11 protein-coding genes and 1 pseudogene are annotated in these 15,162 nt (G+C 74.5%); 4 read left to right on the forward strand and 8 right to left on the reverse strand.

Annotated elements, in window-relative coordinates; genetic code table 11:
• Positions 1–44: 44 nt before the first annotated feature.
• Complete coding sequence (locus ACSNOC_RS14445) at positions 45–803, reverse strand: phosphoglyceromutase (RefSeq protein WP_436747812.1); 759 nt, start codon at positions 801–803, stop codon at positions 45–47.
• Positions 804–876: 73 nt separating this feature from the next.
• Between ACSNOC_RS14445 and ACSNOC_RS14450 the strand changes: the two genes are divergently transcribed.
• Complete coding sequence (locus ACSNOC_RS14450) at positions 877–3,561, forward strand: SpoIIE family protein phosphatase (RefSeq protein WP_436747813.1); 2,685 nt, start codon at positions 877–879, stop codon at positions 3,559–3,561.
• Between the two features lie 55 nt (positions 3,562–3,616).
• On the opposite strand, the gene ACSNOC_RS14455 is transcribed toward ACSNOC_RS14450, so the two are convergent.
• Positions 3,617–4,105, reverse strand: coding sequence for a YbjN domain-containing protein (locus tag ACSNOC_RS14455; RefSeq protein ID WP_436747814.1), 489 nt, complete (start codon positions 4,103–4,105; stop codon positions 3,617–3,619).
• Positions 4,098–5,357 (reverse strand): D-inositol-3-phosphate glycosyltransferase, encoded by a 1,260-nt coding sequence (mshA, locus tag ACSNOC_RS14460; protein WP_436747842.1) that lies wholly within the window; start codon positions 5,355–5,357, stop codon positions 4,098–4,100. Before mshA ends, ACSNOC_RS14455 begins: the two co-directional genes overlap by 8 nt.
• Before the next feature lie 179 nt (positions 5,358–5,536).
• On the opposite strand from mshA, the gene ACSNOC_RS14465 reads away from it, so the two are divergent.
• A complete protein-coding gene (locus ACSNOC_RS14465) occupies positions 5,537–6,403 on the forward strand; it encodes a class I SAM-dependent methyltransferase (protein WP_436747815.1) in 867 nt (288 codons plus the stop codon).
• Here ACSNOC_RS14465 and ACSNOC_RS14470 read toward each other — a convergent pair.
• The 3 genes from ACSNOC_RS14470 to mshD form a co-directional block, all read right to left on the reverse strand.
• The gene (locus tag ACSNOC_RS14470; protein ID WP_436747816.1) at positions 6,342–6,785 is read right to left on the reverse strand and encodes an NUDIX hydrolase; all 444 of its coding nucleotides are present in this window, start codon (positions 6,783–6,785) and stop codon (positions 6,342–6,344) included. The two genes, ACSNOC_RS14465 and ACSNOC_RS14470, sit on opposite strands and share 62 nt — an antisense overlap.
• Entirely contained in the window at positions 6,769–8,982 is a 2,214-nt protein-coding gene (locus tag ACSNOC_RS14475; protein WP_436747843.1) for an RNA degradosome polyphosphate kinase, read from the reverse strand. Before ACSNOC_RS14475 ends, ACSNOC_RS14470 begins: the two co-directional genes overlap by 17 nt.
• 1,129 nt (positions 8,983–10,111) lie before the next feature.
• Positions 10,112–11,023 carry a mycothiol synthase gene (mshD, locus tag ACSNOC_RS14480; RefSeq protein WP_436747817.1) on the reverse strand — a complete coding sequence of 304 codons (912 nt, stop codon included), beginning with the start codon at positions 11,021–11,023 and terminating at the stop codon, positions 10,112–10,114.
• A 150-nt stretch (positions 11,024–11,173) separates the two neighbouring features.
• Between mshD and ACSNOC_RS14485 the strand changes: the two genes are divergently transcribed.
• Entirely contained in the window at positions 11,174–12,952 is a 1,779-nt protein-coding gene (locus ACSNOC_RS14485; protein WP_436747818.1) for a bifunctional metallophosphatase/5'-nucleotidase, read from the forward strand.
• Here ACSNOC_RS14485 and ACSNOC_RS14490 read toward each other — a convergent pair.
• Together ACSNOC_RS14490 and ACSNOC_RS14495 are read right to left on the reverse strand one after the other, a co-directional pair.
• Entirely contained in the window at positions 12,942–13,709 is a 768-nt protein-coding gene (locus ACSNOC_RS14490; protein WP_436747819.1) for a 4'-phosphopantetheinyl transferase family protein, read from the reverse strand. The genes ACSNOC_RS14485 and ACSNOC_RS14490 overlap by 11 nt on opposite strands.
• A 20-nt stretch (positions 13,710–13,729) precedes the next feature.
• A pseudogene (locus ACSNOC_RS14495) lies at positions 13,730–14,557 on the reverse strand (metallophosphoesterase family protein); the annotation flags it as partial.
• 76 nt (positions 14,558–14,633) lie between these two features.
• Here ACSNOC_RS14495 and soxR point away from each other — a divergent pair.
• Positions 14,634–15,158, forward strand: a complete 525-nt coding sequence (gene soxR / locus ACSNOC_RS14500; RefSeq protein ID WP_436747820.1) for a redox-sensitive transcriptional activator SoxR — start codon at positions 14,634–14,636, stop codon at positions 15,156–15,158.
• Positions 15,159–15,162 lie beyond the last annotated feature (4 nt).

The raw sequence follows: 15,162 nt of genomic DNA on the forward strand, positions 1-15,162 counted from the left end.
GGAGACCGCCGCCCGGCAGGCTCTAGGCTCGGCGGGGCGGGGCGCTACTTCTTGCCCTGGTTCTTGACCGCCTCGATGGCGGCCCGGGCGGCCTCGGGGTCGAGGTAGGTGCCGCCGGGGGTGACCGGGCGGTAGTCGGCGTCCAGCTCGTACAGCAGCGGGATGCCGGTGGGGATGTTCAGGCCCACGATGGCGTCGTCGGAGATGCCGTCCAGGTGCTTGACCAGGGCGCGCAGGCTGTTGCCGTGCGCGGTGACCAGCACGGTCCGGCCGGTGTTGAGGTCGGGGACGATGGCGTCGTACCAGTACGGCAGCATGCGGACGACGACGTCCTTCAGGCACTCGGTGCGCGGGCGGACCTCGCTGGGGATCGCCGCGTAGCGCGGGTCGTCGCTCTGGGACCACTCGGCGCCGTCGGCCAGCACCGGCGGCGGGGTGTCGTAGGAGCGCCGCCACTTGGTGAACTGCTCCTCGCCGAACTCGGCGAGGGTGGCGGCCTTGTCCTTGCCCTGGAGGGCGCCGTAGTGCCGCTCGTTGAGCCGCCAGGAGCGGCGCACGGGGATCCAGGCACGGTCGGCCGCGTCCAGCGCGAGGTTCGCGGTGCGGATGGCGCGCTTCAGGGTGGAGGTGTGCAGGACGTCGGGGAGCAGCCCGGCGTCCTTCAGCAGCTCACCTCCGCGGACCGCCTCCTTCTCGCCCTTCTCCGTCAGGTTCACATCCACCCAGCCGGTGAACAGGTTCTTCGCGTTCCACTCGCTCTCGCCGTGGCGGAGCAGGATCAGCTTGTACGGTGCGTCGGCCATGGACCGAGATTAGACGAGCCCGGTGCGGCGGGCGGATGCGGCCCGGAGTTCGCGCGGGGTACAAAAGAGAGCAATGAGGACATTTCTCCGGCGTCGGCGAGGCGGGGCGTCCCCGCGCTCGGTGCTGAGCGCGCACAGCGTCGTCGGGCAGATGTTCCTCCTCCAGGTCGTGACCGTGACCCTGCTGGTGGCCGCCGCCGTGGCCGCGCTGGTGCTCCAGGCCCGGCAGGAGAAGACCGACTCGGCCTACGCCGTCTCGCGGGCCGTGGCGGGGGCGCTCGCGGAGTCGCCGGGCACCGCCGAGGCGCTGTCCGCGCCCGATCCGGCCGCGGTGCTCCAGCCACGGGCCGAGGACCTCAGGAAGCGGGCCGGGGTGACCTTCGTCGTCGTGATGGACCTGGACGGCGTCCGCTACTCCCACCCGAACCCGGATCTCGTCGGCGAGCGGAACATGACCGCCGACCTCACCGAGGTCCGCGCGGGCCGCACGGTCCAGGACTCCTCGCGGGGCTCCCTGGGCCGCGCGTACCGGGTCGTGGTGCCCGTCCGGGACGCGGACGACGCGGTCGTCGGCATGGTCAGCGCCGGGGTCACCGTCGAGCACGTCGACCTGATGCTCAGCGACGAGATGCCGCTGCTGCTGGTCGCCTCCCTGGGCGCGTTCGTGCTGACGACCGGCGGCGCGGCGCTGCTCAGCAGGCGGCTGCTGCGCCAGACCCACGGGCTCGGCCCGGCCGAGATCACCCGCATGTACGAACGCAGCGACGCCGTCCTGCGATCGGTGCGCGAGGGCGTGCTCATCCTGGACGAGAAGCGACGGCTGGTGCTGGCCAACGACGAGGCGCGGCGGCTGCTGGACCTGCCGCCCGACGGCACCGGGCGGCCCGTCACCGAGCTGGCCCTCGACCCGGCGACCGCCGAGCTGCTGAGCGCCACCGACCGCGACGTCACCGACGAGGTGCACCGGGCGGGCGGCCGGCTGCTGGCCGTCAACCACCGGCGGATCCCCGGCCCGCCCGGACCGCCGTCCACCGTCACCACCGTCCGCGACACCACCGAGATGCGGGCGCTGTCCGGCCGGGCGGAGGCGGCGCAGCGGCGGCTGTCGCTGCTGTACGCGGCCAGCGTCGGCATCGGCACCACGCTGGAGCTGTACCGGACGGCGGAGGAGCTGACCGAGGTGGCCGTGCCGGACTTCGCGGACTACGTGACCGTGGACCTGGCCGCGCCCGTGCTGCGCGGCGAGGACGCGCACGGCCTGACCCGGCTGCGCCGGGTCGCGGCCGGTGGGGTCAGGAGCGACCATCCGCTGTACTCGGTCGACGAGCCGCTGACCGTCAGGCCGGACTCGGCCCAGGTGCGGGACCTGCGGGACGGGCGGGCGGTGCTGGAGCGGGACCTGGCGGGCAGCGACTGGTGGCGGCTCGGGGACAGCGAGCACGAGCGGCGCCTCCTGGACTTCGGGCTGCACTCGGTGGTGGCCGCCCCGCTGCACGCGCGCGGCGTCGTGCTGGGCTTGGCGGCGTTCTGGCGGGGCGGGGAGCGCGAGCGGTTCGACAGCGACGACCTGACGCTCGCCGTGGAGCTCGCCAACCGCACGGCGGTCTGCGTGGACAACGCCCGCCGCTACACGCGCGAGCACGACATGGCCGCCACGCTCCAGCGGAGCCTGCTGCCGCGCGGGCTCCCCGGGCAGAGCGCGGTGACGGCGGCCTACCGCTACCGCCCGGCGCAGGCGGTCGGCGGGGACTTCTTCGACGTGATCCCGCTCTCCGGCGCCCGCGTCGCGCTGGTCGTCGCGGACGTCGTGGGGCACGGCCTGCACGCCGCCGCCACCATGGGCCGGCTGCGGACCGCGGTGCACAACTTCGCCGCCCTCGACCTGCCGCCCGACGAGCTCCTGGGCCGCCTGGACGAGCTGGCCGACCGCGTCGACCGGGACGAGGCGGGCACGGCGGGCGCCGGCCTGGTCACGGGCGCGACGTGCCTGTACGCGGTGTACGACCCGGTCGACGGCCACTGCGTGATGGCCCGCGCCGGGCACCTGCCGCCCGCCCTGGTCGGCCCGGACGGCACGGTGGTCTTCCCCGAGCTGCCCGCGCAGCCGCCGCTGGGCGTCGGCGGGACGCCGTTCGAGACGACGGACCTGCGGCTGCCCGAGGGCACCCGCATCGTGCTCTGCACCGACGGCCTGATCGAGACCAGGGACCGGGACATCGGCACCGGCCTGGAACTGCTCGGCGCCGCGCTGGCCGGCGCCCCGGCCGGGCCCGAGGAGATGTGCGACGCGGTGCTCGACGCGATGCTGCCGGACCCGCCGGACGACGACGTGGCGCTGCTGATCGCCCGCACCCGGGTGCTGCCACCGGACCGGGTCTCCGTCTGGGACCTGCCGACCGACCCGGCGGCGATCTCCGGGATCCGCGGCGCGGTGGGACGGAAGCTGGCGGAGTGGCACCTGGACGACATGGCGTTCGTCACGGAGCTGATCCTGACCGAGCTGATCTCCAACGCGCTGCGGCACTCCAGCGGACCCCTCCGGGCCCGGCTGCTGCGCGACCGGGCGCTGATCTGCGAGGTGGCGGACGGCAGCAGCACCTCGCCGCACCTGCGGAACGCCGCCACCACGGACGAGGGCGGCCGGGGACTGTTCCTCGTCGCCCAGTACGCTGACCGGTGGGGCACCCGCTACATGCCGGACGGCAAGGTCATCTGGGCCGAGCAGCGCCTCCCGGCCCGGTACCGCCCGGAGCCGTGACTTCCGGGCCGGGCGGCCGGGCCCGCCGGGGGGCGCCGGGGCGCCCCCGCGGCGGTCAGGACGAGGGCCGGGTCAGGTGGGCGAAGGCGTCGAGGTTGCGGGTCGACTCGCCCCTGGCCGTGCGCCAGGCGTACTCCTTCTTGATGGCCGAGGCGAAGCCCAGCTCCAGCAGCGTGTTGAACGGCCCGTCGGCGTTCTCCAGCACCGTGCCCAGGATCCGGTCGATCTCCTCCGGAGTGACGGCCGCCAGCGGGAGCTTGCCCGCCAGGTAGATGTCCCCGAGCCGGTCGATCGCGTACGCCACGCCGTACAGGCGGGTGTTCCGTTCGAGGAGCCAGCGGTGCACGCCCGCGTGGTTCTCGTCGGGGCACCGGATCACGAAGGCGTTCACCGAGAGGGAGTGCCGCCCCAGCACCAGGGAGCACGTCGTGGACAGCTTTCTGGTCCCCGGGAGGGTCACCACGTAGTGCCCGGGGGCGGGGGACTCCCACTCGGCGCCCGAGTCGCGCAACGAGTCTTCGACGATCTGCCGCGGATCAGCCATGGGCCGATCGTATTCCGGTCCGGGTGAACCGGCGCGCCTCGACGGCCGCTCCGTAGACCGTGAGCATGTCGGCGGCGGTGGCGTCCCAGCCGAAGCTCCGCCCGTGGCGGGCCGCCGCCGCGCCCAGCCGGGCGGTCAGCGCGGGGTCGGCGGCGAGGCGGCGCAGCGCGCGGGCGTAGTCGGCCGGGTCGTGGCCCTCGATCAGGAAGCCGGTCGCCCCGTCCCGCACCACCACCGGCAGGCCGCCGACCGCCGCCGCGACGACGGGCGTGCCGCACGCCTGCGCCTCGGCGGCGACCAGGCCGAACGACTCGCTGTACGACGGCATGACCAGCACACTCGCCGCCCGGTACCAGTCCGCGAGCCCGTGCTGCGAGACCGGCGGCCGGAACCGCACGACGTCGGCCACACCCAGCCGGGCGGCGAGCTTCTGGAGGCGCTCCGGGCGGGCGAGGCCGGTGCCGCTGGGCCCGCCGACCACCGGCACCACCAGCCGGGACCGCAGCGACGGGTCGGTGTCCAGCAGCTCGCGCACCGCGTACAGCAGGATGTCGGGCGCCTTCAGCGGCTGGATGCGGCCGGCGAAGAGCGGGACGAACGCGCCCGGTGGCAGCCCCAGCCGCGCGCGGGCCGCGGCGCGGCCGTCCCCGGGGTGGAACGTGGCGAGGTTCACACCCGGGTGCACCACCGCCGTGCGCCCCGGGTCGGCGTCGTAGAAGCGGACCAGGTCGGCCGCCTCCTCCGCCGTGTTGGCGACCAGCCGGTCGGCGGCGCGCACGATCTGGGTCTCGCCGATGACGCGGGCGGCCGGTTCCGGGGTGTCCCCGGCGGCCAGCGCCGCGTTCTTCACCTTCGCCATGGTGTGCATCGCGTGCACCAGCGGCACGCCCCAGCGCTCGGCGGCCAGCCAGCCGACGTGCCCGGACAGCCAGTAGTGCGAGTGCACCAGGTCGAAGTAGCCGGGCCGCTGCGCCGCCCAGATCTGCATCACGCCGTGGGTGAAGGCGCACAGCTGGGCGGGCAGGTCCTCCTTGCTCAGCCCCTCGTACGGCCCCGCGTCGACGTGCCGCACCAGCACGCCCGGCGCCAGCTCGACGGCCGGGTCCAGGGTGCCGGAGGTGGCGCGGGTGAAGATCTCGACTTCGATGCCCAGCGCCGCGAGCTGCCGCGACAGCTCCACGATGTAGACGTTCATCCCGCCCGCGTCGCCGGTGCCGGGCTGATGGAGCGGTGAGGTGTGCACACTGAGCATCGCGATCCGCCGGATGTTCGGCACCGAGCCTCCTCCAGGACGACGGGATCCGTCCCGGCTCCCGTCCCTGCTTCGCGTCCTTGGCCGTTCACACGTCGTTCGTGCAACTATCCCACGGCCTGGATTCTTCCCTTTCCCCCGAGGCGTTCGCCCGGTGTGCGGCCGTTACGCTCGGGCGCATGGCGGAGGGGATCGTGACGCGGGGGACGACCAACCCCAACCGGCTGCGCCGCATGGACCGCTGGATCGCCGCCGTCCACGCCCCCGCGCTGCGCCGCTCCCCCGCCCCGCCGCTGGCCGTCGACCTCGGCTACGGCGCCGCGCCGTGGACCGCCGTCGAGCTGCTGCACCGGCTGCGCCGGGTCCGCGCCGACGCCCGGGTGACCGGGCTGGAGATCGACCCGGAGCGGGTCGCGGCGGCGCTGCCGTTCGCCCGTCCCGGTCTGCGGTTCGCGCACGGCGGCTTCGAGCTGCCGCTGCCCGGCGGCGAGCGCCCGCTGCTGATCCGGGCCGCCAACGTGCTGCGCCAGTACGCCGAGGCCGAGGTGGCGGGCGCGTGGGCGCGGCTGTGCGCCCGGCTGGCCCCGGACGGGCTGCTGGTGGAGGGCACCTGCGACGAGATCGGCCGCCGCCACGTGTGGGTGGCGCTCGGCCCGGAGGGGCCCAGGACCGTGACGTTCGCCGCCCGGCTGGCGACGCTGGCGGCCCCGTCCGAGCTGGCCGAGCGGCTGCCGAAGGCGCTGATCCACCGCAACGTGCCCGGCGAGCCCGTCCACCGCTTCCTGCGCGACTTCGACCGCGCCTGGGCCGCCGCCGCGCCCTACGGCCCGCTCGGCGCGCGCCAGCGGTGGGTGCGCGCGGTGCGGTCGCTGGCCGCCGACTGGCCGCTCGCGGACGGCCCGCGCCGCTGGCGGCAGGGCGAGGTCACCGTCGCCTGGGCGGCGGTGGCGCCGGGCGGCAGCGGAACGGGCCGGGAGAGCCGCCTCAGGAGAGCTGAAGGGCGGTCAGCGCCTCGTCCAGCAGGGCCCGGTTGCCCGGGTGGCTGAGCTGGGCGCGGGCCTCGTCCGGCGGGAGCCAGCGCAGCTCGTCCACCTCGCCGTTGGGCACGAAGGCGCCGTCGGTGGCCTCCGCCGCCCAGTAGCTGACCTCCTTGCGCCGCCCCCTGGCCTCGTACTGGGCGGCGCGCAGCGACGTGCCGAGCACGCACTCCATGCCGGTCTCCTCGCGCACCTCGCGGCGGGCGGCGTCGGCCGGGGTCTCGCCCGGGTGCAGCTTGCCCTTCGGGTGCGACCAGTCGTCCCAGCGGGGCCGGTGCACGAGCGCCACCTCGACGCCGCCGTCCGCCGCCCGGCGCCACAGGACGCACCCCGCGGCGCGCACCACCTCGTCGTCGCGGCAGTCCGCCCCCGCCTCAGCCCGCTGTGCCACGCCGCTTCCTCCGGGACTCGATGAGCATCTCCTGCACGTTCCGCAGCGGTCTGCCCTCCGCGTCCGTCGCGTGCCGGGTCCACGAGCCGTCCGGCGCGAGGTGCCAGGACGCGGTGGAGTCGGCGGTGCCGGTGGCCAGCAGCCGGGTGAGCGCGGAGCGGTGGGCCGGGTCGGCGACGCGGACCAGCACCTCGATGCGGCGGTCCAGGTTGCGGTGCATGAGGTCGGCGCTGCCGAGCCAGACCTCGTTCTCCCCGCCGTTGCCGAAGGCGTAGACGCGGGAGTGCTCCAGGAACCGGCCCAGCACGCTGCGGACCCTGATGTTCTCCGACAGGCCCGGCACGCCGGGGCGCAGCGCGCAGATGCCGCGCACCCACACGTCGACCGGGACACCGGCCTGCGAGGCGCGGTAGAGGGCGTCGATGACGGTCTCGTCGACCAGCGAGTTGACCTTGATCCGGACCGAGGCGGGGCGGCCCGCCCGGTGGTGCTCCACCTCGCGGCGGATGCGGGTGACCAGCCCCTCGCGCAGCGAGCGCGGGGCGACCAGGAGACGGCGGTAGTTGTCGCGCCGGGAGTACCCGGACAGGCGGTTGAACAGGTCCGACAGGTCGGCGCCCACCGCCGGGTCGGCGGTCAGCAGCCCGACGTCCTCGTAGAACCGCGCGGTCTTGGGGTGGTAATTGCCCGTGCCGACGTGGGCGTAGCGGCGCAGCTCCTCGCCCTCCTGGCGGACGACGAGGGACAGCTTGCAGTGCGTCTTCAGCCCGACGAGGCCGTAGACGACGTGGCAGCCGGCCTCCTCCAGCTTCCGCGCCCACTTGATGTTGGCGTGCTCGTCGAACCGGGCCTTGATCTCCACCAGCACCAGCACCTGCTTGCCGGACTCGGCCGCGTCGATGAGCGCGTCGACGATCGGGGAGTCGCCGGAGGTGCGGTACAGGGTCTGCTTGATCGCCAGCACGTCCGGGTCGGCGGCGGCCTGCTCCAGGAACGCCTGCACGGAGGTGGAGAACGAGTCGTACGGGTGGTGCAGCAGCACGTCGCGGGTCCGCAGCGCGGCGAATATGTCGGGCGCCGACGCCGACTCCACCTCGGCCAGGTCCCGGTGGGTGCCGGCCACGAACTTCGGGTACTTCAGCTCCGGCCGGTCCAGCGCGGCGATCGACTTCAGCCCGGTCAGGTCCAGCGGGCCGGGCACGCAGAAGACCTCCTCGCGGCGGATCTTCAGCTCGCGGACCAGCAGGTCCAGCACCTCGTCGTCGATCGACTCCTCGACCTCCAGGCGCACGGGCGGGCCGAAGCGGCGGCGCAGCAGCTCCTTCTCCAGGGCCTGGAGCAGGTTCTCCGCGTCGTCCTCCTCCACCTCCAGGTCCTCGTTGCGCGTGACGCGGAACACGTGGTGCGCGAGCACCTCGTAGCCCCGGAACAGCTCCTCCAGGTGCGCGGCGATGACGTCCTCGACCGGCACGTACCGCTGCGGCGACGCCTCCAGGAAACGGGACAGCAGCGGCGGCACCTTCACGCGGGCGAAGTGCTTGTGGCCGCTGGCCGGGTTCCGCACGACGACGGCCAGGTTGAGCGAGAGCCCGGATATGTAGGGGAACGGGTGCGCCGGGTCGACGGCCAGCGGGGTGAGGACCGGGAAGATCTTCTTGCGGAACAGCGAGAACAGCTCGATCTGCTCCTGCTCGGTGAGGTCCGGCCAGCGCAGCAGGTGGATGCCCTGCTCGGCCAGCTCGGGCCGGACCGTCTTCTGGTAGCAGGCGGCGTGCCGCGTCATCTGCTCCCTGGCCATGGCCCAGATCGTCTCCAGCACCTCGCGCGGCGCCTGGCCGGTGAGGGTGCGGGTGGCCACGCCGGTGGCGATGCGGCGCTTGAGACCGGCGACGCGCACCATGAAGAACTCGTCCAGGTTGCTGGCGAAGATGCTCAGGAAGTTCGTCCGCTCCAGCAGCGGGGTCGTGGGGTCCTCGGCCAGCTCCAGGACCCGCTCGTTGAACGCGAGCCAGCTCCGCTCGCGGTCCAGGAAACGCTCCTCCGGCAGCTCGGCCTCCTGGGGCCGCGCGGGCTCGGTCACCGGCCCGGACACGGGCTCGGCGGCCACCTCCGGGGCGGACTCGGGCTCGGCGCGCTCGCTCGGCTCGGCGGGCTGGGGCACCGCGTAAGGGGACAGGGTCCGCGTTTCCTGGCTCATACCCCCATTCTCGCGCGTTTCCGGAGAACGGGGCACGTCAGAGAGGTGAACGGCGGCGCCGGGACGGGCCGCGCGGGCCTCGTCGGCCCAGCGCTTGGCGGTGCTGACCGACACCCCGAAGTGGGCCGCCGCGCGCCGCAGCGACCACCCGTCCTCCACCACGGCTCTGCCCAGCCGCTCCCGCTCCGCCTCGCCCAGGGGGCCACCGCTCCGACGACGTTCCACGCCGGGAGCGTACCCGCGCCCCACCCACCCCACCCCGCCACCCGGAAACAGCCACCGGCCCGCGCACCCCGCCTCCGGCCGGGAGCGGGAACGCCACGACGGCCGGTCGCCCTTGGCCGGGCCGCCTCGGCGAGGCGTCCGGAGAGACGCGCACCGCTTCCGGGGCGGCCACCGCCGACCCCGGACGCATGGGAACGGCGGAGACCGGCCCGGCACGGACCAAGGCGAGGAGAGCCGCCCCCGCCGGCACACGGACGGCAGAGCGGCCCTGCGGCTGCGGGTCCGTCCCGGAAGGAAGAACCGCCGCCGTATGCAGACGGCAAGGCCATCTCCCCGCCACCGGACTCTCCCGCGGAGAACCATGCCAGGGGTCCAGCGGGGAGGCAGCCTCCCCGCTGCGGGAGCGTCCCGGGGGACGCACCACCACCGCCACACGCAGGCGGCAAGGCGACCTTCCCGCGACCGGACCGACCCCGGCAAGAACGGCCGCCGGCAGACCGAGGCGGAGGCCGCCTCACGGCTGCGGGTCCGTCCCGGAGGGAAGAACCGCCGCCGGCAGGGCGACGGCCAGGCGGCCCTGCGGCTGCGGGTCCGTCCCGGAGCGAAACACCACCGCCGACAGACCACGGCAGGGCGACCTTCCCGTGCGACGGGACCGTCCCGGAGAGAACCGTTGCCAGTGGTCCGAACCGGGAGGGCGGCCGTCCCGCCGCCGGACCGGCCGCAGGACGAGCCCCGCCGCCGACACGCGGACGGCGAGGCAGCCTCCCCCCTGCGGGAGCGGCCCAGGGGGCGGGCGAGGCGGCGGAGGCGCTCGCGGCCGGTGCCCCGGGGGAGCCGGGACGGCCGGCGGTGCGGTCGGGCCCGGGGCGCGTGCGCGGCCATGGCCCGCCCCGGCGGGGGGCTACGTCTCCGTCCGGTACATCAAGTCCGTCTCGAACGTGCGGAAGCCCAGGGACTCGTAGACCCGCAGGGCCGGGGTGTTGTCCGCGTCGACGTACAGCATCGCCGTGGACAGGGCGGGGTTCTCCGCCAGGTGACGCAGGCCGATCGTCGTCAGGGCGCGGCCCAGGCCCGTGCCCTGGGCGTCGGGGGAGACGCCGAGCACGTACACCTCGCCCAGGCCCTGCCCGGTGTGCGGCTTCGTCCAGTGGAAGCCGAGGATCCGGTCCTCGTCGTCCTCCGGCACCGCCAGGAAGAAGCCGTCCGGGTCGAACCACGGCTCCGCCATCCGCGCGTCGAGGTCCTCGCGCGTGAGCGAGCCCTGTTCCGGGTGGTGGGCGAACGCCGCCGCGTTGACGGACAGCCACGCCTCCTCGTCCCGGCCGGGCACGAACGTCCGCACCCGCACCCCGGCGGGCAGGTCCGGTCCGGCCAGCGACCGCAGCCCGCCCAGCGGGCGGCGCAGCTGCCGCAGCTCCCGGAAGAGCGTCAGGCCCAGCATCTGCGCGAGGTGCCGCGCCGCCGGGTAGCCGCCGTGGGCCCACAGCCGCAGCCGGTGGCCCGACTCGGTCAGCAGCGCCTCCCCCAGCACCCGGCCGTACCGGCGGCCCCGGTGCTGGGGGTGGACGACCAGTTCGCCGGAGGGGGCCTCCACCGGGTCCCTTCCGTCCAGTTGGGCGTAGCCGACCAGTTCGCCCGCGCCTCCGCGCATCAGCAGGTGCTTCACGCCCTCGCGGGCGCCGCCGCGCAGCAGCAGCCTGCCCTGTTCCGACACCGCGCTCTGGCCGTCCGCCGTGGCCGCCGCCTCGATCAGCGCCCACGCCTCGCGCAGCTCGTCCTCCGTCACCTGGTCCCGCACCATGACGTCACTCATGAAAGCGACTTTAGGGGCTGGACCGGAGCGCGGTCGGCCGACCGACCTTTCATCTCCTTGTTACGCGAGGCCCCCTGCCACGCTACGCGCGTAGCCACTAGGGTGCGGCCGGACGGGAAATTGTCATGCCCCGATCGCCGAGAGGGACTCATGCACGCACGGAAGTACAGGCTGACCGCGGCGGCGGCCGGGCTCGCGGTCGCGGGGGCGCTCGCCGTGGCCCTGCCCGCCGCCCAGGCCGCGGACCCCGCCGGGCACGGCACGCCGGGCCGGACCGTCGACCTCCAGCTCCTCGCCATCAACGACCTGCACGGCGCCCTGGAGCCGCCCACCGGCTCGAACGGCACGCTGATCCACGAGCACCCGGACGGGACCACCAGCCAGCTCACCGCCGGCGGCGTGGAGTACCTGGCCACCGGCCTGCGCGAGGCCCGCGAGGGCGAGCGCCGCTCGCTCACCGTCGCGGCCGGCGACCTCATCGGCGCCACCCCGCTGCTGTCCGGGCTGTTCCACGACGAGCCCACCATCGAGGCGCTCAACGCGCTGGAGATGGACGTGGCGGGCGTCGGCAACCACGAGTTCGACGAGGGCTGGGAGGAGCTGATCCGCCTTCAGGAGGGCGGCTGCCACCCGGTGGACGGCTGCTACGCCGAGGGCCGCGAGTTCGAGGGCTCCGACTTCCCCTACCTGGCCGCCAACGTCGTCCACGAGGACACCGGCCGCCCGATCCTCGCGCCCTACAGCATCCAGAACCTCGGCGGCGTGAAGGTCGGCTTCATCGGCGTCACCCTGGAGGGCACGGGCGACATCGTCACCCAGGAGGGCATCGAGGGCATCGACTTCCTGGACGAGGTCGAGACGATCAACAAGTACACCGCCCAGCTCGAACGGCGCGGCGTCAACGCGGTCGTCGCCCTCGTCCACGAGGGCGGCTACCCGGCGGCCCCCGCGTACAACCACGACTGCGACGGCCCGGCCGGCGGCCTGTCCGGCCCGATCGTGGACATCGCCCAGCGCACGTCGTCGAACGTCGACGCGCTGGTCACCGGCCACACCCACCAGCCGTACGTGTGCACCATCCCCGACCCGTCGGGCCACGAACGCCTGGTCACCTCCGCCGCCTCCAACGGCCGCCTGTTCACCGAGCTGAACATGGCCTACGACCTCCGCACCGACGACATCGTGCGGGCCTCGGTCGAGGGCACCAACCGCGTGGTGGACCGGCAGCAGGAGCGGGCGCCCGACCTGACCGAGCTGATCGCGTACTGGAACGAGCTGGCCGCGCCCGTCGCCAACCGGCCCATCGGCTGGATCTCCGAGGACATCAGCGGCCGTGGCGCCGGGACCCCCGAGTTCCCGCTCGGCGACCTGATCGCCGACGCCCAGCTCGCGCACGCCCGGTCGCTGGACCCGTCGGCCGACATCGCGCTGATGAACCCCGGCGGCATCCGCACCGACCTGGTGTACGCGGCGTCCGGCGCCGAGGGCGACGGGGTGGTGACCTACGGCGAGGGCTTCGCGGTCCAGCCGTTCTCCAACACGGTCAACCTGGTGGACCTCACCGGCGCCCACCTGCTCCAGGTGCTCCGGGAGCAGGTCAGCGGCGCCAACGAGGCGGCGCCCAAGATCCTCCAGCCGTCCGAGGGCCTCACCTACACCCTGGACCTCACCCGGACCGGCGCGGACCGGATCGTGGCGGACTCGGTCCGGGTCGGCGGGCAGCCGCTGGACCCGGCGGCCACCTACCGGGTCGCGGTCAACTCGTTCCTGGCGGGCGGCGGCGACGGCTTTCCCACCCTGAAGCAGGGCACCGATCCGCTGGTCGGCGCGGACGACATGGCCGTTCTCGCCGACTACCTGACCGCCCACTCCTCCGCGACCGCCCCGCTCGCCGCCCCGGCGGCCGACCGGATCACGGTCATCGGCTGAACACCCCCACAGCTGTCTCGCCCCTCCCCCAGGAAGCCGCCCCGGCGAGTTCGCCGTCGGCCGCGTCGCGCGGCTCCGGCGGCGCGGGCGCCGGGCCGCGGGCCAGGCCGATCGCGGTGACCAGCAGCCCGTCACGGGCCAGCCAGCGGCCGGTGAAGCCGGGCAGCCGCACCCCGTCCACCTCCGGGCCCGGCACGAGCAGCCGGGCGGTGAACGTGCCCGCGTCCGGGTCGATGTCGATCAGCGCCTCCTCGAAGTCCAGCCAGCGCCGCGTCAGCGGGAACCAGACCTTGTAGACGCTCTCCTTCGCGCTGAACAGCAGCCGTTCCCAGCTCACCCCGGCCCGCCGCGCCGCGAGCCCGGCCAGCGCGGCCCGCTCCCGCGGCAGCGCGATGGTGTCCAGCACCCCGCGCTCGCGCAGCGGCTCGTTCGGCTCGGCGTCGATCCCGACGCTCACCATCTCCCCGGCCCGCGCGACGGCCGCCGCCCGGTAGCCCTGGCAGTGCGTCATGCTCCCCACGAAGCCGTCCGGCCAGTCCGGCGCCCCCCGCTCCCCCGGCACCAGCGGAACGCGCGGCGCGCCGAGCCGTTCCAGCGCGGCGCGGGCGCAGACCCGCACGGTGGAGAACTCGCGGCGCCGCTTGTCGACGGCCCGCGCGATGTGGCGTTCCTCCTCGGGGAAGAGCACCGGCGGCTCGGCCGGGTCCGTGAACGCCTCGACCGCCGCCACCTGCGGGGGCAGCAACTCCTCCAGCATCACCGCTCCCCCGCCCCGCGCGGCAGGATCTGGACCAGCCGCCCCGGCGGGGTTCCGCGCGGCTGCCACTCCCTGGGGTAGCCGAGCGAGACCTCCTGGTGCGGCACGCCGTCGTGGTGGATCAGGCGCGGGATGTGCAGGTGGCCGTAGACGACGCAGGCGGCGCGGAAGCGGCGCGGCCAGTCCTCGGTCGCCTCGGTGCCGCACCACAGCGCGAACTCCGGATACCGCAGGATGCGGGTGGGCTCGCGCACGATGGGCCAGTGGTTGACCAGCACGGTGGGCAGCCCGTCGGGCACCTCCTGGGTGAGCCGCTTCTCCGTCTCCTCCACCCGCGCCCTGGACCAGGCGTCGCGGCTCGGGTACGGGTGGGGGTGGAGGTAGTACTCGTCGGTGCAGATCACGCCCGCCGCCCTGGCGACCGCCAGCGCCTCCTCCTTGGTCGCGGTGCCGGCCGGGCGGAAGGTGTAGTCGTACAGCAGGAAGAGCGGCGCGATGACGGCCGGGCCGCCCTCGCCCTCCCAGACCGGGTACGGGTCCTCCGGCGTGACCACGCCCAGCCGCCGGCAGAGGGCCACCAGGTGCTCGTACCGCTCGACGCCGGTCAGCCGCACCGGGTCGTCGCCCGGGGTCCACAGCTCGTGGTTGCCCGGCACCCACACCACCCGGGCGAACCGCTGGCTCAGCAGTTCCAGGGCCCACTCCACGTCGGCGACCCGCTCCCCGACGTCGCCGGCGACCAGCAGCCAGTCGTCCTCGCCGGCCGGTCGCAGCCGCTCGACCACCGCCCGGTTCTCGGCGTACCGCACATGCAGATCGCTGATGGCCACCAGCTTTCCCACGCGCAACTCCCCTCATCGGCCAGGTGCTTCACGCTAACCCATGAAGCTAAAGAATTGTTGAAGTCTCGCTAGGATGGTCCGTATGGCACCCCAGATCGCGAAGGAACTCACCATCGGGCAGCTTGCCCAGCGCAGCGGCGTCGCCACCTCGGCCCTGAGGTTCTACGAGGAGCAGGGCCTGATCAGCAGCCGCCGCACCTCCGGCAACCAGCGCCGCTACCGCCGGGACACGCTGCGGCGCGTGGCGTTCATCCGGGTCTCGCAGAACGTGGGCATGCCGCTGAACGCGATCCGCGAGGCGCTGGCCCGGCTGCCGGAGGGCCGCACGCCGACCAGGAAGGACTGGGCGGTCGTCTCCGAGTCCTGGCGGGCGGATCTCGACGCCCGCATCCGGCAGCTCACGCGCCTGCGGGACAACCTGACGGACTGCATCGGCTGCGGCTGCCTGTCGCTGGAGAGCTGCATGCTGGCCAACCCGTACGACATCTGCGGGGAGCAGGGCTGCGGCCCGCGCCGCCTGCTGGCCGATCCGGCACCGGCCGAAGCCGCCGCGTCCGCGCCGGACGCGCCGGACGCCGGACGGGCCTGCGCGCCCGCCTGCCGCTGAGCCG

The organism is Streptomyces sp. URMC 129 (assembly GCF_051386415.1).
Lineage (GTDB): Bacteria > Actinomycetota > Actinomycetes > Streptomycetales > Streptomycetaceae > Streptomyces.

What these genes read in the sequence shown, in the direction of transcription:
- mshA (WP_436747842.1), bottom strand. Translation starts at nt 5,357, where the DNA reads ATGCTCAGTGTGCACACCTCACCGCTCCATCAGCCCGGCACCGGCGAC.
- ACSNOC_RS14485 (WP_436747818.1), top strand. Translation starts at nt 11,174, where the DNA reads ATGCACGCACGGAAGTACAGGCTGACCGCGGCGGCGGCCGGGCTCGCG.
- ACSNOC_RS14455 (WP_436747814.1), bottom strand. Translation starts at nt 4,105, where the DNA reads ATGGCTGATCCGCGGCAGATCGTCGAAGACTCGTTGCGCGACTCGGGC.
- ACSNOC_RS14445 (WP_436747812.1), bottom strand. Translation starts at nt 803, where the DNA reads ATGGCCGACGCACCGTACAAGCTGATCCTGCTCCGCCACGGCGAGAGC.
- soxR (WP_436747820.1), top strand. Translation starts at nt 14,634, where the DNA reads ATGGCACCCCAGATCGCGAAGGAACTCACCATCGGGCAGCTTGCCCAG.
- ACSNOC_RS14450 (WP_436747813.1), top strand. Translation starts at nt 877, where the DNA reads ATGAGGACATTTCTCCGGCGTCGGCGAGGCGGGGCGTCCCCGCGCTCG.
- ACSNOC_RS14465 (WP_436747815.1), top strand. Translation starts at nt 5,537, where the DNA reads ATGGCGGAGGGGATCGTGACGCGGGGGACGACCAACCCCAACCGGCTG.
- mshD (WP_436747817.1), bottom strand. Translation starts at nt 11,023, where the DNA reads ATGAGTGACGTCATGGTGCGGGACCAGGTGACGGAGGACGAGCTGCGC.
- ACSNOC_RS14475 (WP_436747843.1), bottom strand. Translation starts at nt 8,982, where the DNA reads ATGAGCCAGGAAACGCGGACCCTGTCCCCTTACGCGGTGCCCCAGCCC.
- ACSNOC_RS14490 (WP_436747819.1), bottom strand. Translation starts at nt 13,709, where the DNA reads ATGCTGGAGGAGTTGCTGCCCCCGCAGGTGGCGGCGGTCGAGGCGTTC.